The organism is Rhodococcus sp. T2V (assembly GCF_029269925.1).
Classification (GTDB): Bacteria; Actinomycetota; Actinomycetes; order Mycobacteriales; family Mycobacteriaceae; genus Rhodococcus_F; species Rhodococcus_F koreensis.
Window position 1 is genome coordinate 63,421 of record NZ_JARJBD010000041.1, and the last position, 19,003, is coordinate 82,423.

The window sequence follows — 19,003 nt, forward strand, 5'->3', positions numbered from 1 at the left end:
ATGCGCACCGGAGCCGACTACCTGGCCTCCCTGAACGACGGGCGAGTCGTGCTCGTCGACGGGGAGAAGATCGACGACGTCACCACCCACCCGGCCTTCGCGCCCGTGACCCGGACGATGGCCGAGATGTTCGACCTCGCCGCGGACGAGGCCAACGGCATGCAGTACGCCGCCCCCGAAACCGGGAACCCGGCCAATCGGGTGTTCTCGATTCCGCGGTCGCGGGAGGAACTCGCGCAGCGGCGGGAGGCCATCGAGCGGTGGGCGCGGCACACGCACGGCTGGATCGGCCGCAGCCCCGACCACGTGGGGACGTTCCTGGCCGCGTTCGCGGCGCATCCCGAGGTGTTCGCCGCCGACGGCGACCACGATTTCGGGGCGAACGTCTCCGCGTTGTACCGGCGCCTGCTCGACGAGAACCTCTACGTCTCGTACGCGATCATCCCGCCGCAGGTCTCCCGGGCGACGACGGCGTCGGGCTGGGAGGGTGAATACCTGCAGGCCGGCGTGGTCGAGGAGACCCCGGAGGGTCTGGTCATCCGCGGATCGCAGATGCTTGCCACCGGCGGCGCGATCGCCGACGAAATCTTCGTCTCGTGCATCAAACCGCTCGGCCCGGACGACAAGGACTTCGCCGTCGGATTCGTCGTCCCGGCCAACGCCCCCGGCCTCAAGCAGTACGTCCGGCGCCCGTACGTCCCGGCCGCGACGAGTTCGTTCGACTACCCCCTGACCTGCCGCTACGACGAGCCCGACTCGCTCCTCGTCTTCGACGACGTCCTCGTGCCGTGGGATCGGGTGTTCGTCGACCGCGACACCACCGGTGTCCGCCGTCAGTTCTTCGAGACGGGCGCACACGTTCTCGGCAACTGGCAGGCGCAGATCCGGTTCGCGACGAAGCTGGAATTCATCGCCGGCGTCGCGCGTCGCGTCACCCAGGTCAACGGCGTCGACAAGATCCCCAGCGTGCAGGAAAAGCTCGGCGAACTCGCCGCGCTCGTCAGCGGGGTCCGGTCCGCGGTGCTGGCCGCCGAATACACCGCCGAGCCCGATTCGGCCGGGATGTGGTTGCCGGGCAGGCAGGCCCTGTACGGGTCGATGGGCCTGCAGTCGGAGATCTACCCGCGGGTGATCGCGATCCTGCGCGACCTCGTCGGCGGCGGCGTGCTACAACTCCCGTCGAGCGTCAGGGACCTCACCAGCCCGCTGACGTCCCGGGACATCGAACACTACGTCCAGTCGCCGGGAGTGCCGTCCGAGGAGCGCATCAAGCTCTTCAAACTGGCCTGGGACATCATCGGCTCCGAATTCGCCGGACGGCACCAGCAGTACGAGATGTTCTACGCCGGCGCTCCTTTCGTGGTGAAGGGCGCGTACACGTACCGCAACTACGACTACGACAGCGCCGTCGCGGCAGTGCAGCAGTTCACCGACGGCTACAAAGCAGAAAGCGAGTAAACCCTCATGGCCAAGCCCGAATTCGAATTCTTCCCGGTCACCGACGTCGAGCGGACCGTGTGCCCCGGTGACGACCCGAAGATCACCGAGCGCATCCTCTCCAAGGACCCCGAGGGCAACGTTGCTACCCGGATCCTGCGCTACGAAGCCGGCGCCGACTCCACCCCCATGGGCGTGCAGAAGCACGACTTCTGGGAGGAGGTCTACATCCTCGAGGGGTCGTTCACCGACCTCACGCTCGGCGAGACGTTCACCGCCGGAATGTACGCGTGCCGGCCGCCCGGCATGCCCCACGGCCCCTGGAGCACGGACGAAGGCGTCGTCACCTTCGAAGTCCGGTACCACAGTAAGTAGGCCCGCGATGACCCTTCCGGCATTCCACGCCCCCACCCCCACGGACATGCGGCGCAGCATGGGCCGGTTCACCACCGGAGTCGCCGTCGTCAGCGCCGACGACGGCGACGGCGACCCCAGCGCCATGACGATCAGCTCGCTGACCTCGATCAGTCTGGACCCGGCGATCCTGCTCGTCTCACTCACCCACGGTTCCCGCACCACCGAGGCCGTGGAGGCCGCGGGCGCGTTCGCCGTCTCGATCCTCGGGTCCCGTCAGGAAGCACTCGCCCGGCGGTTCGCCACCCGCGGCGGCGCCCGCTTCGACGACCTGCCCTGCGATCGCAGCCGCTCGGGCCTGCCGCTGATCAAAGACGCTCTGGCCCAACTCGAATGCAGGGTCCACAGCGCCCACGACATCGGGGACCACCGCGTCTTCTACGGCGAAGTCACCGACATGCGCTGCCGCGAAGGCACCGGCCTGGTGTTCTATTCGGGGCGGTTCGGCGACTTCCACGACTTCGGCCACGACGAGGTTCCCTGGTTGTTCTGATCGGCCCGCCGCGCACCTGCTCGCCGGCGCATCCCTCGTGGTGCGCCGGCGATCGCACTCTTGTGTCCGGCTCCGTCCCGAAGGGGCTCATCACCTCCTCGACAAGGAGGGTGTTCAGCGTCGAAGCTGTTCGGGCAACACGCGCGTGACGAGGTGCTGAGCTTCGGTGAGAATCGAGTCCACTACTGCCTCGCAACTGTCGATGTCGTGGATCAGGCCCTGAGCCTGGCCGGCCCACCACATGCCGCCTTCGACGTCGCCGTTGGCGTACACCTGTTCGCGGCCGCGGGCACCGCTGGCCAGGTGCGCGATGTCGTCGAAGGTGGCACCCGGTTCGCGTGAGAGGGTGGCGATTTCCTCGGAGACCGAGTTGCGGACGACGCGGGCGGAGTTGTGGAACTCGCGGAAGACGAGGACGGTGTCGCGTTCGGTGTTCTGCACGATCTGTTGTTTCACGTTGTGGTGGATGGGCGCCTCGGTGGTCGCCATGAACCGGGTGCCCATGTTCACCGCCGACGCTCCCAGCGCGAGCGCGGCGACGAGGCCTGCGCCGGTGGCGATTCCGCCGCTGGCAATGATCGGGATCGACAGGGCCCGGGCCGCCGCCGGGATGAGCACGAGTCCGGGAACGTCGTCCTCGCCGGGGTGCCCGGCGCATTCGAAGCCGTCGATGCTGACGGCGTCGACGCCGAGTTGCTCGGCCTTGACGGCGTGCCGGACCGAGACCGCCTTGTGGATCACCTTCACACCCGCGGCCTTGAACGAAGGCAGGTGCGGGGCGGGGTTGCCGCCGGCGGTTTCGACGATGGTGATGCCACTGTCGATGATGGCGTCGCGGTAGTCGCCGTAAGGCACCGGCTGGATGGTCGGCAGGATCGTCAGGTTGACGCCGAACGGTTTGTCGGTGAGGTCGCGGCAGCGGGCGATCTCCTTGACCAACGCCTCGGGGGTGGGCTGGGTGAGGGCGGTGAGGAATCCGAGTGCGCCGGCGTTGGCCACCGCGCTGATCAGGTCGGCGGTGCCGACGGCGGTCATGCCGCCGCACACGATGGGGTGCTCGATCCCGAAGGCCTCAGTGAAAGGGGTGGTAAACATACACTTCCTCGTTCTGGTTTGATCTGCTTGTCAACGTGGGCGCAGGCACGCCACGGATGCGCAACGCGATAAAGGGCTCCTTGCGATCACGTCGCCCCGACGGACAGTCCAGGTCACGGCGATGGAATCGGCAGGCCCGTTCTTCAGAGGATTCTGGGCAGGTCCGAGGCCTTGCCGGTGAAGTGCGGTGTGCGCTTTTCCAAGAACGCGGCCACGCCCTCCTTGCCGTCGCCGATCGATGTCCAGAACATCGCCAGCGAGTCGGTCAGGTGCGCCTCCAGCGGCTCGGCGGCGGCACTGTTGCGGTAGAGCAGCTGCTTGGCCAGGCCGAGCGCGACGGGCGATCGGTCCCGCACAAACGAACGGGCAAGGTCGTACGCCACCGGGAGCAGGTCGTCGGGCTCGTGCAGGCTGCGCACCAGCCGCCCGGCGTGTGCCTGCTCGGCGGTCAGGATGTCGGCGGAGTAGACCCACTCCAGTGCCTGCTGGATGCCCACGATGCGGGGAAGGAACCACGACGAGCAGGCCTCCGGCACGATCCCCAGCCGCCCGAACACGAACCCGATCCGGGCCTTCGTCGAGGCCAGCCGGAGGTCCATGGCCAGCGTCATGGTCGCGCCGATACCCACCGCGGGCCCGTTGATCGCGGCAATCACCGGCTTCGGCAGCGCGTGGATCGCAAGGGTGACCTTGCCGCCGGTGTCGCGGATCCCGTCGGCATACGGCGGCTCGTCGTACGCCGCCCGGAAGTCCTCCGGCGTCGGCGCAAGCGACTCATCGAGCCCGAACACGTTGCCCTCGGCGGTCAGGTCCATGCCCGCGCAGAACGCGCGCCCGGCGCCGGTCACGACCACCGCCCGCACGGCGTCGTTGCGCGCGTGCGTCAGGAACACGTCCAGCAGCTCGCGCGCCATGGTGAGGGTGAACGCGTTCAGTGCCTCGGGGCGGTTGAGCGTCAACGTAGCGATGCCGTCGTGGTCAACGGTCCAGTCCAAGGTTTCGTAGGTCATCGGATCTCCTGGTGGGTTGGCTGATGTGTCTGGTGTGGCGGATCCTGCGAGTACAGCCGTCCCAATTTCTAAGCGTTTGCTTATCTAATCTTTTGATTAGATTCGTACAGGAGTGACACTCCCGTCAAGAGACAGGGGGAGCGCACCTCGTGTGGGCCTCGTCACACCCCCTGCCGCGCCCGACCGCTCCACGCCGCGGTCATTGCGTTCGCCGAGAAGGGCTTTCACGGCACGACCATGCGAGCCGTCGCCTCGGCAGCCGGTCCGAGTCCCACAGCCCTGTTGACGCGCTCCGCGGGGTGATCCACAGCTTTTCGGCTCACCACGCGCCCGAGTGGTGAACTACGAGTGTTCGAAGGCCGGGTCTCGCGCGGGCATCCGGAGCGGGTCTATGAAGTCGCGTTCCGCGACGTGGGCGGATACGACGGAATCACCGATGCCTCATGGCGTGGTGGCCACTCCCGCGAATGCCGCGTCCACAAATTCGATGGCAGTCGCCAGGTCTGCTCGGAGCTCCTCTTCCGAGCGTATGACGACGAAGCGCAACAGGATGCCGTCGAGCACCGAGCCGACGATCCGTGCGAAGCGGTTGTGCGTGACCGACGGCTCCTCGGGCCATTCCGCTCGCTGCAACGCCTGCACGACGAGCTCGTCGAGCTGCCGCATGACGCTGACCGCCCCGTCCCTGCGCGTCTCGTCGACAATGGCCCAGTGCAGCAGTTGATACTGCGCGGCAATCAGGTCGGGGTCGGCGATCGCCAGCTCCACGTAGCGGGTCAGCACCTCGCGCGCGGTTCCGTTCGGCCCGGCACCCACCGCGACGGCGGCGTCGATGATCTCGCTGGCCACGTCCCAGCAGTAGGCGAAGGTCGCGTCGAGGAGATCTTCCTTGCTGCCGAAGGTGTAGTGGAGAGTTCCTATGTTCGCTTTCGCCTCGATGCCGATCCGGCGCGTCGTGGCCTTCGCAACTCCCTCGCGACCGATCACCCGCGCTGCCGCCTCGATGACCTGGCGGCGCCGTTCGGCCGCGGGGATGTGCGCCATCGTTCACTCCTCGTTCGTCAGGCCCGAAGCCCGAGTTAGTCAGCTGTCTAGGTACGCCTCCAGCGTAGCCGGGCATCGGCACGGACGGGTTCTCGAGGGAAGTGAGTACGCAGGAAGTCTGCCGTATCCGCGACGGCCCGCCGTGCCTTCCGCAGCGTCCGCACCTCGGTGAAGAACCCGTGGGCGACGCCGTCGTAGCGGCGCACTTCCACCTCGCCACCGGCGCACGCGACGAGTTCGGCGAAGCGTTCGTAATCGGATCTCAGTGGATCCACCTCGGCAGACACGACCAGCATCGGTGGCAGAGAGTGAAGGCTGGTCGACACCTCGGGCACCGCCCGCGGGTCCCTCCGCGCCCCGGCGTCGGCATAGGCCGCCCAGAACCACTCGGCATCGGCCTTGCACAGCACGGGGGCATGCTCGAATGCCTCCCACGACGGCCCCTCGAAGTCCGCGGACGTCGCCGGATACGCCACCACCAGACAGGTCGGCAGGGGACGTCCCGCAGCCGCCAACGATGTGCACACCGACAGCACGAGATTCCCGCCGGCGCTGTCACCTGCCAGCGCCAACCGAGTCGGGTCGATCCCGAGCTCGTCCCCTCGACGCTCGAGCCAGTCGTAGACGGCGAGGCAGTCGTCGGCAGCTGCGGGAAACACCCACTCCGGTGCGCGCCGATACTCGACCGATACCACCACGCAGCCCGCAGCGACAGCCAGGCTCCGGCACAGGTCGTCGACGCCGTCCAAGGTCCCGATCACGAAGCCTCCACCGTGGACGTACATCAGCACTGGAAGTCCGCGATCGAGCGAGGGCCGGTAGCACCGGACCGTGAGCTCGCCGTCCGGGGTGCCGACGCCGAGATCGAGCACCTCGGGCACGTGAATCTCCGCCGGCGAGCGCGAAACGCCGTCGAACATCGCGCGCACCGCCGGAACCCCGTACTGGCTGTACGGCGGAGCAGGTGCGTCCCGTAGCAGGGCCTCCGCCGCCGCTCGGGCGTCGTCGTCCAACAAGTCGAGCATGGCCTGCATCGACAGCGCCATCGTCGCCTCCTTCGCAAATTTCTGGCCGGAGCCCCTTGACGTGATGACCGCAACAGTGTGACTCTAATCATGCGACCTAATCAAGTGGTTAGGTCACGTGAATAGATTCGAGGTTCGAGATGCCACAGCCAACAGACCGGGACGCCGTCGCCGGGAAAGTGACGATCGCCGGGCGACGCACCCCGATGGTGCTGTCAGTGACGCGCTGTCTTCGCGAAGGACTCGAGCGGGGTGACCTGGTCGCGGTAGGAAGCCCCTCTCGAACCGTGTCACTGCACTCGGCCACCGACGCCCAACAGGCGCACGTGACGTTCAGTGGGACCGACGTCGTGGTGGCGGCCGATGCGACGGCCGAGGCCGAATTCACCTGGCAGGTCCGATGGTCCGATCCCGTGCCCGCCGAGACCGGCGACGACGTGTTCGCCAAGGAGGTCGAGCAGCTCCTGTCCGGCCGGGTCACCGGGTGGCGTGACGCCGCCGAAGGCTTTTGGCGCCGCGCGGGCGCTTTCCCCGGCCTGCCGACCGGCCTGCATGTCTACTGCGCCGACGACGGCAGCGAGGCCGTTGTCGGTGACCCGGGACCGGACGGTCAAGGGGTGTTCGGCACCGCCGCCGCCCTGACCAACTTCTTCCAGGGGCGGTCGACGCTGATCGAGGTCCTCGAGGGCGGCGAGTTCGGCATCAACGTCTCATTTCCCGTGTTCTCCGCCCTGCTGGGGGCCAATCTCGAGGTGGTGTGTGGTGAGCTCTGAGCGCGTCTCGATCGAAGACATCGACCATCTCGCCGGCGTTCGCGTCGAAGCGACGAACCTCGACGGCGTTCTTCTGGGCAAGGTCGTCTCTCCTGCCAAGTACCGGGCCGCAGGCACCAAAGGGATCGCGTTCCCGGACCTCATTCTCGGCCTCGACCTGACCAACCACGCCCACGCAGGCTTCGCCTACCCGAAGTGGCGCCAGCAGGGCTTCATGCCGGACCTCCACATGCGTCCCGACGAGAACACCCTCGTGGAGTGGAAACCGGGCGTCGCCTCGGTGATCGGCGACTTCTGGACGGCCGACGGGTCGCCCGTCGAAGCCGACCCCCGGCAGGCACTCAAGCGGATCGTCGCGGCGTACGCCGAGCGCGGACTCACAGTCAAGGCTGCGGTCGAGATCGAGGCGACCGTTTTCCAGGAGTCGATCGACCAGGCCCGCGCCCAGGATTACCAGGGCCTGAGCCCGCTCGGTGGGAACGCCGGAGGCGCGGGCGTGCTCGCGAAGTCGCCGGACTTCCTGGCGTACGGCGAGGCCGTGACCGCCCGGCTCGACGAACTCGGGATCGACTGGGAGGCGTGGTCCGACGAGGCCGCGAGCGGTCAGATCGAGTTCAACCTCGCGCCGGCCGATGCTGTGACCGCAGCCGACCTGTGGGCGCGCACGCGGCAGGTCATGCGTGAGGTCGCCTACGCCCAGGACCGCAGCATCACGTTCATGTCGAAGTGGTCGTCGGAGTACGGGCAGGGCGCTCACTTGAACGTCTCGGTCAGCGATGAGGACGGCAACCTCTTCTCCGATGCCGCCGATCCGGGACAGCCCAGCGATCGGATGCTGCACTTCCTCGGCGGAGTGATGGGCTCGCTGGCGGGTGCGACGAGCTTCGCCCTTCCCACGATCACCTCCTACCGGCGACTGCTCGATCTCGAGGGTCCTCCGACGACGCTGACCTGGGGCGTGGCCAACAAGTCCTGCGCCGTGCGGGCCGTGCCGGCCGGACCCGACGCCAGCCGGCTGGAGTACCGGGTTCCCTCTGCCGACTCGAACATCTACCTCAGCCTCGCCGCCTTCCTCGCCGCCGGCCTGGCGGGACTCGACAAGAAGCTCACACCCCCGGCTGCGTACGAGCTCATGGCCTGGGGGGCGCCTGCCGAGATCGCGCCCCGCATTCCGTCGAACCTCTACGACGCCATCGAGGCTCTCGAGCGCGACACCGTCCTGCGCGAATACCTCGGCGACGAGCTCGTCGACTACTGGATCGGCATCCGTCGCTGGGAGTGGCTCACCTTCCACACCGAGACCGAACGCGACGACGAGCAGCTCTCCGTCTGGGAGTCGAAGCGCTACTTCGAGCTCGCCTGAAGCTGCGCACCCCCTCCCCACACCGCAACCGACACATCCACACGAAGGAAAATGGAATGAACGCACAGCTCAGCGACGCCTCCACCGCCGCCGAGGCAATCGAAATCCTCGAGCGGGACGGCATCGTCCGTATTCCCGACGTCCTCACCGCGGAACAGCTCGACACCGTCAGCAACGACCTCTTCCCTCTCATGAGGGCAACGCCGGACGGGACGGACGAGTACTTCGCCGGCACCAAGACCCGCCGCCTCGCACGGCTCTTCAAGCACACCCGAGGACTCGATGCGGCCGCGCTCAGCCCCGTGTTCCAGGAGACGGCGCAGCACTTCCTGTGTCCGCCCAAGGGAATGTGGTACGGCCAGGACCGTGTCGACGAGACGCCCACACTACAAATCGGCGCCACCCAGTGCATCCAGATCCACCCGGGCCAGGGCCGACAGCCCCTGCACCGCGACGACAGCATCTTCTACACCGTGCATCCGGGTAAGACCGACGCGATCGGCATGATGATCGCGATCTCCGACTTCACCGAGGAGAACGGCGCTACTCGCGTCATCCCGGGCAGCCATCTGTGGGACGACGAGCGGATGCCGCAGGTCAGCGAGACGATCCCCGCCGAGATGAGTGCCGGCTCCGCCGTCATGTGGCTCGGTGGCACCTACCACGGCGGTGGCCAGAACGTATCCACGGACTCGATCCGTACCGGCGCCATCTTGGGAATTTTCCGCGGTTACCTCCGTCAGGAGGAGAACCACTATCTGTCCCTCTCCCTGGACGAGATCAAGCAGATCCCGCAGCCGATCCAGGAGCTCCTGGGCTACAAGGCGTCCAACCCGTACATGGGCTGGGTCGAATACAACGGCGAGATGGCGGACCCGCGGGTCGTACTCGGCGACGTCGACGGCGCCGGACTCCTTGCCGGGGCAAACGCCTGATGTCCACCGTCCCCGCCGAATTGCGGAGCCTGTCCGCCGCCGTTCCCACGTCCTTCGGGATGTGGGACGGCGGTGGCTGGGCCGAGGCGGCCGGCTTCGAGACCCTCCCGCTGAGAGATCCCTGGGCCGACGCAGTTTTCACCCACGTGCCCGCGGCCTCGACGACCGACGTCGACCGCATGGTCAAGACGGCAACGGCAACGTTCGACAGTGGGTCCTGGTCCCGGATGTCGCCTGCGCAACGCGGCGGCATCCTCATCGCCTGGGCAGACCTGATCGACCAGCACGCCGACGAACTCGCCGTGCTCGTGTCACGTGAGATGGGCAAGCCCTTCCGCGACGCCCGCACCGTCGAAGTCGCCACTACGGCGAAGCTGCTCCGCTGGTACGGCCAACTCGCGGACAAACTCATGGACGAGTCGCCCCGCGGCCTGACCGATGCCTTGGCGCTGGTCACACGCGAACCGGTCGGAGTTGTCGCGGCCATCACGCCCTGGAACTTCCCTCTCAGCCTGGCGATGCTGAAGATCGCCCCCGCCCTGATGGCGGGTAACAGCCTCATCCTCAAGCCGGCCCTTCAGACTTCGGTCTCCTCGCTTCGGCTCGCGGAACTCAGCAGCCTCGCCGGACTTCCCGACGGCGTGTTCCACGTCGTCACCGGGCGGGGCGCCGCAGTCGGCACGGCACTGAGCAGGCATGCCGGCGTCGCCTGCATCAGCTTCACCGGATCCACCGAAGTCGGCCTGCGCCTGCTCGGGGACTCCGCGGCCTCCAACGGGAAGACGGTCTCGCTCGAGCTCGGCGGCAAGTCACCGAACATCATCTTCGCCGACGCCCCCGACCTCGAGGTCGCGATCAGGACCGCTGTCTGGGCGTTCACCTTCAATACGGGACAGATGTGCACGGCAGGAAGCCGGCTGTACGTCGAACAGTCGGTCTACGACCAGGTCGTCGACGGTGTCCGGGTCGGCGCGGAGAGGCTGCGAATCGGTGACCCCCTCGACCCCACAACCGACCTCGGGCCGATGAGCAGCCGCAGCCAGTGCGGCACGGTGCTCGAGTACATCACGTCGGGCCTCCACGACGGCGCCACCCTGCACACCGGCAGCGACCAGCCTGTCGACGCCGATCGATCGACCATCGCACCAGCTGTCTTCACCGGGACCAACGCATCCATGCAGGTCGCCCGTGAGGAGATCTTCGGGCCCGTCGTGTGCATCCAGCCGTTCCAGGACGAGCAGGAGGCGCTCCGCCTGGCCAACGACACCGAGTTCGGACTCGCCGCATCTGTCTGGACCCGCGACGTCTCTCGCATCCACCGCATGGCGCGCGGCCTCGATGTCGGCAACGTCTGGATCAACTCCTACGAGGAGGGTGTACCGGCGACGCCGTTCGGCGGGCGAAAGATGTCCGGCAACGGCTCCGACAAGGGCACCTACGCCGTGGACAAGTACACGCACCTCAAGCACACCTGGATCGCGCTGTGACCGAACAAGTCGTTGCCGCCGTCCTCAACACGGCTCCAGGGAAACTCGAGCTGGAGACCCTCCGACTCGACGCCCCGGGCCCGGAGGAGGTGCTCGTCGACGTCCACTACGCCGGGTTGTGCCGTTCCGACCTGCATGAGATCGAAGGCGTCTGGCCGGCCAGTTGCCCGACGGTGCTGGGCCACGAGGCGTCCGGGGTGGTCCGCCACGTCGGCGACCGGGTGACCGGCCTGCGCGTGGGTGACCACGTCGTCACGTGTCTGAGTTCGTACTGCGGCACCTGCCGGTTCTGCCTCGCCGGGCGCCTGACCCTGTGCGCCGGACGCGGTCATCTGCGTGAACGCACGCGTCCCGTCCTCACCAACGGGTCCGGACAATCCGTTCACCCGACGGCAGGTTTGGGCGCCTTCGCGACCGCGATGGTCGTCCACCGGCATTCGCTGGTGGTGATCCCCGAATCGATGCCCCTCGCTGCGGCGTCGGTGCTCGGGTGCGCGGTCGTGACCGGCATCAGCGCTGTATTCCGCAGCGCCCGGGTCGAGCCCGGGTCGACGGTGGCGGTCCTGGGGTGTGGCGGCGTCGGGATCGCCGCCATCCAGGGAGCAAAGCTGGCCGGTGCGGCCGAGATCATCGCAGTCGACACCAACAAGGCGCGCCTGGACGACGCGATCGGCTTCGGTGCCACCGCAACCGTCGATGCCGGCACCACTGACAGCGTCGAGGCGGTCCGCGAGCTCACCGCCGGTGGAGTCGACTACTCATTCGAGGCCATCGGCCTCGCCGTCACCGTCGAGCAGGCCTTCGCCATGCTCGGTCCCGGTGGAACGGCGACCGTGCTCGGCCTGGTTCCCGACAGCCAGCCGATCTCCGTCCGCGCCACGGAGCTCTTCGCGTTCGAGAAGCGCCTCCAGGGCGCCTTCATGGGCTCGAACCAGTTCCCCACCGACATCCCCCGCTACGTCCGTTTCTACGAGCAGGGACGGCTGAACCTGGACGACATGCTGTCAGCGTTCGTGAGACTCGACGAGATCAACGAGGGCTTCCAACGCATGCGGCAGGGCGGCCTGACCCGCGTCATCGCCGACATCAGGAGGCAGACATGAAACCGCTGATCGCCATCACCGGACGGCGGATCTCCGCCACCACCCTGGCCGGGCTCGACCCCCGGTGGGCCCCCGCCAAGGCCGACATGTTCTGGGCCGAGTTCGGCATGAAGGTCACCGAGGCTGGTGGAATCCCGGTCCAGCTTCCCTACGAGAGTGCGGGAGCCGACGTCGTGAACAGGATCGACGCGCTCATCGTGACCGGCGGTCAGGACATCGATCCTCAGGTGTGGGGAGGTCCTCCGCCCGGCGCAGGTATGGGTGGCGAGGTCCTCGCGATCGACCGGCAACGGGACGACTACGAGATCTCGCTGGTGCGCCACGCCCTGGAGCGCGACATCCCGGTCCTGGGGATCTGCCGCGGCCATCAGGTGCTGAACGTCGCGCTGGGCGGCACCCTGGTCCCCCACCTGACAGAGACCACCGAGCGTCATCTTTCGCAGGAAAGCGTCCCGGACCAGCGACCGGAGCGGGAGCACCCGGTCACCTTCCTCGACGGCACCCTCGCATCGCATCTCTACGGCGAGAGGTGCGGCGTCAACTCGTGGCATCACCAGGCAGTGGCCCAACTCGGCGCCGGGCTGGTTGCCTCCGGGCACGCCCCCGACGGTGTGGTCGAGGCGATCGAGCTGCCCGGTCACGCCGTGCTCGGCGTGCAGTGGCACCCCGAGGCGAGCGTGGATCTCGAGCCCTGCTTCCCGTGGCTCGTGGAACAAGCTCGCGCGCGGTGCCTGGTCGGGGAGTGCTCATGAGCACCCTCCCCCGCGCGGTGTGGGACCACGCCGGCACCGACGGCTCATCCGAGGCCCTGGTCGACGGCGACCAGCGGCTGACCTACGCGGAGCTGCGCGAGCGCGCCGAGCGCGCGGCTCAACTCCTGCTCGAGCTGGGCGTGCGTCCCGGAGACCGCGTCCTCGTCGTCGGCCACAACACCGTCGGCTGGGTCGTCACCTATCTCGCCGGGCTGCGCCTGGGTGCGATCGTCTCGCCGGCCAACAACCGCCTCAACCCGTCGCAGTTCCGCGAGCAGTGTGACCTCCTCGATGCCCGCGTCGTTGCCCACGACGAAGATCACGAGCAGCTCGCCCATGCCACGGGACGGCCGACCTACCGCCTCGAAGACCTCGCCGCCTGCCGACGACCACCGCTGGCGCACGATCACCCATGGCCCAGCGCTGACGACGACGCCGTCATCAGCTTCACCTCGGGGACCACCGGCACACCCAAGGGTGCGGTCCTTTCCCACGGCGCGATCTTCGCCGCGGCGCAGACCATCGCCGATTGCGCGGGCCTCGGCTCCGACGACAGCACCCTGGTCCTGGTCCCGCTGTTCCACAACACCGGTTTCAACGATCAGCTCGGCGCCCTACTGGCCGCGGGCGGCAGCACCCATCTCCTCGGTCGCTACCGCACCGCCGATGCGCTCGCCGAGCTGCGCCGCCGACCTGTCACCTACCTGACCGCCGTGCCCAGCATCCTGCGGCTCCTCATGGTGGCCGACGACGCGGAGGCGGCGTACGGCGCGGCACGCGTGGTGCTCTTCGGCGGCAGTCCGATGCCGGCCGCCTGGTCCGAGGAGCTGCTCACCCGGTGGCCCCAGCTCGTCCTCCTGCACGGCTACGGCCTGACCGAGTTCACCTCGGGGTGCACCGTCCTGCCGCCAGACCTGATCACCACCGAGGGCGAGTCCGTCGGCCTGCCCGTGCCCGGCGTGACCATCCAGGTGACGCGGGAGAACGGGACCGCGGCGCCACAGGGCGAGGTGGGCGAAGTCTGGGTCACAGGACCGACCAGGATGAGCCGGTACTGGGAACAGCCCGAACTGACGGCCGCCAAGATCAGCGGCCCCTGGTTGCGCACAGGCGATCTCGGTCATCTCGACGGTGACGGACTGCTCTGGCTGTCGGGCCGGGTCGACGACGTGATCAACCGCGGCGGCGAGAAGGTGCTGCCTGCCCACGTCGAGTCGAAGGTCTCCGCACTGCCTGCCGTCGCCGAGGCCACTGTCTTCGCCGTCCCCGACCCGGTGCTGCAGGAACGTGTAGCCGTTGCGGTCATCCTCAGGCCGACCAGCACCCTCGACGTCGAGGCCGCGTGTGCTCACCTCCACACCCAGCTGCCCGACTATGCCGTGCCCGAGCACTGGACCGTGCTCGACGAGTTGCCTCGCACGGCCTCCGGCAAGCCCGATCGGCGTGCGATCACCCGCACATTCCTGGAAAGAGTCGACTGACCGTGAACAGCACCAACGATTACGACGTGATCGTCGTCGGCGCCGGGATCTCCGGCATCGCAGCGGCGGTCCAGTTGCAGCGCAACTGCCCCGACAAGACCTTCGCGATCCTGGAGATGCGTGACGGCGTGGGTGGCACCTGGGACTTGTTCAGGTACCCGGGCATCCGATCCGACAGCGACATGTTCACTCTCGGTTACGCCTTCAAGCCGTGGACCGCGCCGGAGGCCATCGCCTCCGGAGAGTCGATCAGGACCTACCTCGAAGACACCACGCGTGAGTTCGGCCTCGATCGGCACATCCGGTTCGGAACCCGCTTGGTCGCAGCATCGTGGAGCAGCGGCGACAACCGGTGGACCCTGACTGTCGAGACGACGGCAGGCCGGCAGACCCTGCGGTGTCGGTTCGTCTATCTCGGCACCGGCTACTACAGCTATCGCGGTGGTTTCAACCCTCCCCTGACCGGCGAGGTGAACTTCGACGGGCCCGTCATCCACGCCCAGGACTGGCCCGAGGACCTCGACTACCGCGACAAGAACATTGCGGTCATCGGCTCGGGAGCAACGTCGGTGACCCTCATCCCCAGCCTGGCACGTGAGGCAGCGAAGGTGACCATGGTCCAACGCTCCCCCACTTACGTGTACATCGAGACCGGAGTCGACCCGGAAGCCGCCGAGCTACGGCGCACGGTCGGACCGGAGGAAGCCTTCACCCGCATCCGGCTGCGGAACCTGCACAACCAGCAAGAGCTCTATGCACAAGCCCGCCAGGATCCCGAATCCTTCAAGAAGGTTCTCTTCGAGGCGATCGACGAGGTCGTCGGCGAGGACGTCCGCCGGCAGCATTTCACGCCGACATACGAACCGTGGGACCAGAGGGTCTGCGTAGTGCCCGACGCCGATCTGTTCCACTCCATCCGCGAAGGCCGTGCCGACGTGGCCACCGGCCACATCGATCGCATCACCGCGTCCGGCGTGCTGATGCGCGACGGGCAGCACATCGACGCCGACGTGATCGTGAAGGCCACCGGACTCGACGTGGTCATGGGCGGTGAGGCCGCATTCGACGTCGACGGCGCCCCGATCGACATCGGGCGATGCTGGACCTACAAGGGCCTGGCCCTGTCCGGTGTGCCGAATCTGGTCTACGCCTTCGGGTTCATCAACGCCTCATGGACCCTGCGCATCGAGGCCGTGAACGACTACTGGTGCCGCGTCCTGCAGCACATGGACGACCTCGGCGCATCCCGAGTGACTCCGCATCTGGCGGCGCACGAGCACCTGCCCCCGCTGCCCTACGTGAACGACGTGACCTCGAGCTACCTGAAACGCGCCGCCGGGACATTCCCCCGTCAGGGCGACCGGGCGCCGTGGATCAACCCCCAGAACTACGCCGACACCCAGCGACTCCTCGAGTCCGTGGACGACGGCGTCCTGCACTACGAGAACTGAAACCAGGAGAACCCTTATGAGAGTGACTGTTGTAGGTGGCGCCGGCGCAATGGGACGCAAGGCGGTGGAGACGCTGGCATCGTTCGAGGAGGTCAGCGAGGTGCGGGTGCTCGACCGCGACGTCGCGGCCCTGTCCTTGATCGACCTGGACGGGGACGAACGACGGAAGGTCAGGCCGGTGGTCATCGACGCACTGGCCGATGACCTCGTGCCGCACATCGCGGACTCGGCCGTGGTGCTCAGCACGCTCGGCCCGTTCACGGTCTTCGGCGAGCGGGTGCTGGGCGCAGCCGTGGACGCACGAGTCGACTACGTGGACATCAACGACGACTGGGAACCGACCCTCGCCGCCCTCGAATGGGACGACCGAGCCCGCGCCGCGGGCATCACCGCCCTCATCGGGATGGGTGCCAGCCCGGGAGTGTCGAACGTCCTGGCCGCACGCGCCGCCGCTGAACTCGACGCGGTGCACGAGCTCTACACCGGCTGGGTGGTGGCCGGCACCGAGAGCGAACCCGGCGGCGCCCGCCCCGCCGCCGCGCTGCTCCACCTCGTGCACGAGTGCACGGGCAAGGTGCAGGTTCTTCAGGACGGCACACCATCGCTCGTCACCCCGTTGGAATCGATGCGCCTGCAGTACCCCGGCATCGGCGAGATCGAGGTCCGCACGATCGGACATCCCGAGACCATTACCCTGCCCCGCCGCTTCCCGGAACTCCGGCAGTGTTACAACGTCATGGCCGGGCCGGCCTGGTGGTTCGACGGGATCGCTCCGATCATGGCCGCCGTCGACGCAGGCACCCTGTCTGCTCACGACGCCGCGCTCCGCATCGAGGACGGCATCGAACGCCCAGCGAACGCTGCCCGGACTCGCCGTACCCCCAACCTCTGGGCGCTCGCCCAGGGTGAGCTCGACGGACGACCCGCACGTGCAGCGGTCAGCATGCGGCGTTGGTCCGAGGGAAGGATGGCGGGCGCTACCGCGATCCCGGCAGCCATGGCCGCGCGTATGTTGCTGCGCGGTCAGATCGCCCACCCTGGCGTCAACACCCCGGAGGAGGTGGTGCCCTTCGAGCTCCTCATGGAGTCGTTGGCGCCGCTCTACAACCTCCCCGACCCCTCAGGTGCCCTGTACGAGGTCACAACGGAACCCGTCGACAACACCGCTTCATCAGTCGGAGGACGTCATGACCGAGCGCACTGAGTCCGAGTCGGTCACCGCGCCGGCCGGTACCGACAGCGGGAGCACGACCCGACGAGTGCCCCTCATCGCGGTCGCCGCCCTTCTGGTCCTCTTGACCAACGCGATCGTCTTCGTCCTGCCACCGCTGCTGCCTGCGATACAGGCCGAATACCAGCTGACGTCCGTTTCGTCGGTGACCTGGATTTTCACACTGCTCACGTTGGGCGGCGGCGCCGGGTTCGTGCTGATTCCGCGGCTCTCGGACGTGATCGGCGACCGCGACACGGCGGTGCTGTCGGGCGCCGCCCTCACCGGTGGCGCGCTGGTCGCGGCGATCGGCGATTCGTACGCCGCATTACTCGTCGGCGCGGTCGCCATGGGGTTCGGCACGGCAGCTCAGATGCTGCCCCTCGGCTTCCTGCGGCGGAGCCTGGGCGAGAGCGGTCTGACCACCGCGGTCGCCGTGCTGGTCGTCGCCACCGGGATCGGCATCGTCGTCGGCATGATCGGCGGCGGGCTCATCGTCGAGAACCTCTCGCTGCGCGCGTTCCTCTACATCCTGGCCGCTGCCTGTGCGGCCACGACGGTGGCGTCCTTTCTCACCATCGAGCAGTTCCGCCCCACCACCGCCGTGGCAGGCATCGGCGCGGTGGGCACGGTGTGGATGATCGCGTGGGTCGGCGCGGTCCTGCTCGCCCTGAGCCAGGGCGTGGTGTGGGGCACCGAAGCCCTGATCCCCCTCGCCGCCGGCCTTCTCGGCGCAGGCGCCTGGTTCTGGGCGCAGCGCAGGTCCTCGAGCCCGGTCTTCTCGGCAGCTCTGATCAAGTCCCCGTTCGTCACCGCCACCTGTGTCGCGGTCGGGCTGTTCGCCACGGTGAACGCCGCGTTCCTGGTTCTGCTGAGCAACTACGCGCAGATCGACCCGGCCTCGCTCGCCCCCGAAGACGCCTACGGTCTGGGCCGCACGGCCCTGCAGACCGGGTGGCTGATGGTTCCGTTCGCGATCACCTTCCTGGTCGGAGGAACGGTGGTCGAGAAGCCGGTCGCCGAGGGACGTGGTGCCGCGGTGCTCATCACCGGTGCCGTCATCACCGCTGTCGGACTCGCGCTGCTCGCGGTCGCCCACGACCAGCAGTGGCACTACCTCGTGGGCGCGGGTGTCATCGGGTTCGGCTGCGCCATGGGCTACGCAGGTAGCTTCGCGATCGTCCAGATGGCCGTTCCCGAGAGCGAGGCCGGCATGGCGGCCGCCATGGCCGGTACCGCGATGTCGGTGGGTTTCGCCCTCGGATCGGCGATCGTGACCAGTGTCTTGAGCGCATCCACGGTGCCGATCCCCGGCACGGACATCGCGGTCGCGAACAGGGACCAGTACGACACGGGCTATTGGGCAGCCGTCGGCCTGGCCGCTCTGATCGTGGTGACGGTGGCGATCTCGCGCACCCGCAGCGGCCGCCGGACGCCGTGACACCCCGGCAACCACTCACCGGGTGTGTCGATGCCACGGTGCCGACACACCCGGGCCCTGCCAACCCCTCAACGCCAGCAGTAAGGGATCAGCCGATGCACGCACCCCCGCACAAGCCGTACGACGTCGTGGTCATGGGCTGTGGCCTGATGGGATCCGCCCTGGCGCGAACGTTGGCGCGACAGGGCCACACCGTCGCCGCCTGGAACAGAACCCCCGAGAAGGCCCGGGCGCTCGCCGTCGACGGCATCACCGCCGTCGACGACATCGAGGACGCCGTACGCTCCTCCCGCGTCGTCCTCGCATGTACCGCAAGCTACGACACGACACGTGCCGCGCTCGACGAGGTCGGCACCTGGAACGGATCGGTGCTCGTCAACGTCGGCACCGGCGTCCCCGACGAGGTCGACGAGATGGAGCAGTGGGCCAAGGCTCGCGGTGTCGCATACCTCGACGGCTCGATCCTGTGCTACCCCCAGCACGTCGGCA

Annotated in this window: 17 protein-coding genes and 2 pseudogenes; 15 read left to right on the plus strand and 4 right to left on the minus strand. The window is 67.9% G+C overall.

The window, feature by feature from the left end:
• The 3 genes from P3H15_RS29600 to P3H15_RS29610 are packed head-to-tail and all read left to right on the plus strand — an operon-like array spanning position 1 to position 2,344.
• Positions 1 to 1,458 carry a pyrrole-2-carboxylate monooxygenase subunit gene (locus P3H15_RS29600; protein ID WP_276140482.1) on the plus strand — a complete coding sequence of 486 codons (1,458 nt, stop codon included), beginning with the start codon at positions 1 to 3 and terminating at the stop codon, positions 1,456 to 1,458.
• Between the two features lie 6 nt (positions 1,459 to 1,464).
• Entirely contained in the window at positions 1,465 to 1,812 is a 348-nt protein-coding gene (locus P3H15_RS29605; protein ID WP_276140483.1) for a cupin domain-containing protein, read from the plus strand.
• Between the two features lie 7 nt (positions 1,813 to 1,819).
• The gene (locus tag P3H15_RS29610) at positions 1,820 to 2,344 is read left to right on the plus strand and encodes a flavin reductase family protein (RefSeq protein WP_276140485.1); all 525 of its coding nucleotides are present in this window, start codon (positions 1,820 to 1,822) and stop codon (positions 2,342 to 2,344) included.
• A 114-nt stretch (positions 2,345 to 2,458) separates the two neighbouring features.
• On the opposite strand, the pseudogene P3H15_RS29615 reads toward P3H15_RS29610, so the two are convergent.
• Positions 2,459 to 3,445 (minus strand): annotated as a pseudogene (locus P3H15_RS29615) (NAD(P)H-dependent flavin oxidoreductase); the annotation flags it as partial.
• Between the two features lie 137 nt (positions 3,446 to 3,582).
• A complete protein-coding gene (locus P3H15_RS29620; protein ID WP_276140486.1) occupies positions 3,583 to 4,449 on the minus strand; it encodes a crotonase/enoyl-CoA hydratase family protein in 867 nt (288 codons plus the stop codon).
• A gap of 198 nt (positions 4,450 to 4,647) precedes the next feature.
• Between P3H15_RS29620 and P3H15_RS29625 the strand changes: the two are divergent.
• Positions 4,648 to 4,752 (plus strand): annotated as a pseudogene (locus P3H15_RS29625) (TetR family transcriptional regulator); the annotation flags it as partial.
• 138 nt (positions 4,753 to 4,890) lie between these two features.
• On the opposite strand, the gene P3H15_RS29630 reads toward P3H15_RS29625, so the two are convergent.
• Together P3H15_RS29630 and P3H15_RS29635 are read right to left on the minus strand one after the other, a co-directional pair.
• Positions 4,891 to 5,493, minus strand: a complete 603-nt coding sequence (locus P3H15_RS29630; protein ID WP_276140487.1) for a TetR/AcrR family transcriptional regulator — start codon at positions 5,491 to 5,493, stop codon at positions 4,891 to 4,893.
• 47 nt (positions 5,494 to 5,540) lie between these two features.
• The gene (locus tag P3H15_RS29635) at positions 5,541 to 6,539 is read right to left on the minus strand and encodes an alpha/beta hydrolase (protein WP_276140488.1); all 999 of its coding nucleotides are present in this window, start codon (positions 6,537 to 6,539) and stop codon (positions 5,541 to 5,543) included.
• A gap of 119 nt (positions 6,540 to 6,658) precedes the next feature.
• Here P3H15_RS29635 and P3H15_RS29640 point away from each other — a divergent pair, with 119 nt between their 5' ends.
• From P3H15_RS29640 to P3H15_RS29690, 11 genes are all read left to right on the plus strand, one after another.
• A complete protein-coding gene (locus P3H15_RS29640) occupies positions 6,659 to 7,291 on the plus strand; it encodes a hypothetical protein (RefSeq protein WP_276140489.1) in 633 nt (210 codons plus the stop codon).
• Complete coding sequence (locus P3H15_RS29645) at positions 7,281 to 8,654, plus strand: glutamine synthetase family protein (RefSeq protein ID WP_276140490.1); 1,374 nt, start codon at positions 7,281 to 7,283, stop codon at positions 8,652 to 8,654. Before P3H15_RS29640 ends, P3H15_RS29645 begins: the two co-directional genes overlap by 11 nt.
• 56 nt (positions 8,655 to 8,710) lie before the next feature.
• Positions 8,711 to 9,589 (plus strand): phytanoyl-CoA dioxygenase family protein, encoded by an 879-nt coding sequence (locus P3H15_RS29650; RefSeq protein ID WP_276140491.1) that lies wholly within the window; start codon positions 8,711 to 8,713, stop codon positions 9,587 to 9,589.
• A complete protein-coding gene (locus P3H15_RS29655) occupies positions 9,589 to 11,076 on the plus strand; it encodes an aldehyde dehydrogenase family protein (protein WP_276140492.1) in 1,488 nt (495 codons plus the stop codon). Before P3H15_RS29650 ends, P3H15_RS29655 begins: the two co-directional genes overlap by 1 nt.
• The gene (locus P3H15_RS29660) at positions 11,073 to 12,179 is read left to right on the plus strand and encodes a Zn-dependent alcohol dehydrogenase (protein WP_276140493.1); all 1,107 of its coding nucleotides are present in this window, start codon (positions 11,073 to 11,075) and stop codon (positions 12,177 to 12,179) included. Before P3H15_RS29655 ends, P3H15_RS29660 begins: the two co-directional genes overlap by 4 nt.
• Positions 12,176 to 12,931: a gamma-glutamyl-gamma-aminobutyrate hydrolase family protein gene (locus P3H15_RS29665; protein WP_276140494.1), complete on the plus strand. Its 756-nt coding sequence runs from the start codon at positions 12,176 to 12,178 to the stop codon at positions 12,929 to 12,931. The genes P3H15_RS29660 and P3H15_RS29665 overlap by 4 nt, the downstream gene beginning before the upstream one ends.
• Positions 12,928 to 14,412: a class I adenylate-forming enzyme family protein gene (locus tag P3H15_RS29670; protein WP_276140495.1), complete on the plus strand. Its 1,485-nt coding sequence runs from the start codon at positions 12,928 to 12,930 to the stop codon at positions 14,410 to 14,412. The genes P3H15_RS29665 and P3H15_RS29670 overlap by 4 nt, the downstream gene beginning before the upstream one ends.
• A gap of 2 nt (positions 14,413 to 14,414) precedes the next feature.
• Positions 14,415 to 15,863, plus strand: coding sequence for an NAD(P)/FAD-dependent oxidoreductase (locus P3H15_RS29675; protein WP_276140496.1), 1,449 nt, complete (start codon positions 14,415 to 14,417; stop codon positions 15,861 to 15,863).
• 16 nt (positions 15,864 to 15,879) lie between these two features.
• Positions 15,880 to 17,067, plus strand: a complete 1,188-nt coding sequence (locus tag P3H15_RS29680; protein WP_276140497.1) for a saccharopine dehydrogenase family protein — start codon at positions 15,880 to 15,882, stop codon at positions 17,065 to 17,067.
• Positions 17,051 to 18,514 carry an MFS transporter gene (locus P3H15_RS29685; protein ID WP_276140498.1) on the plus strand — a complete coding sequence of 488 codons (1,464 nt, stop codon included), beginning with the start codon at positions 17,051 to 17,053 and terminating at the stop codon, positions 18,512 to 18,514. The genes P3H15_RS29680 and P3H15_RS29685 overlap by 17 nt, the downstream gene beginning before the upstream one ends.
• A gap of 95 nt (positions 18,515 to 18,609) precedes the next feature.
• Positions 18,610 to 19,003, plus strand: a 394-nt coding sequence (locus tag P3H15_RS29690; protein ID WP_276140499.1) for an NAD(P)-binding domain-containing protein, incomplete at its 3' end; no start/stop codon positions are given.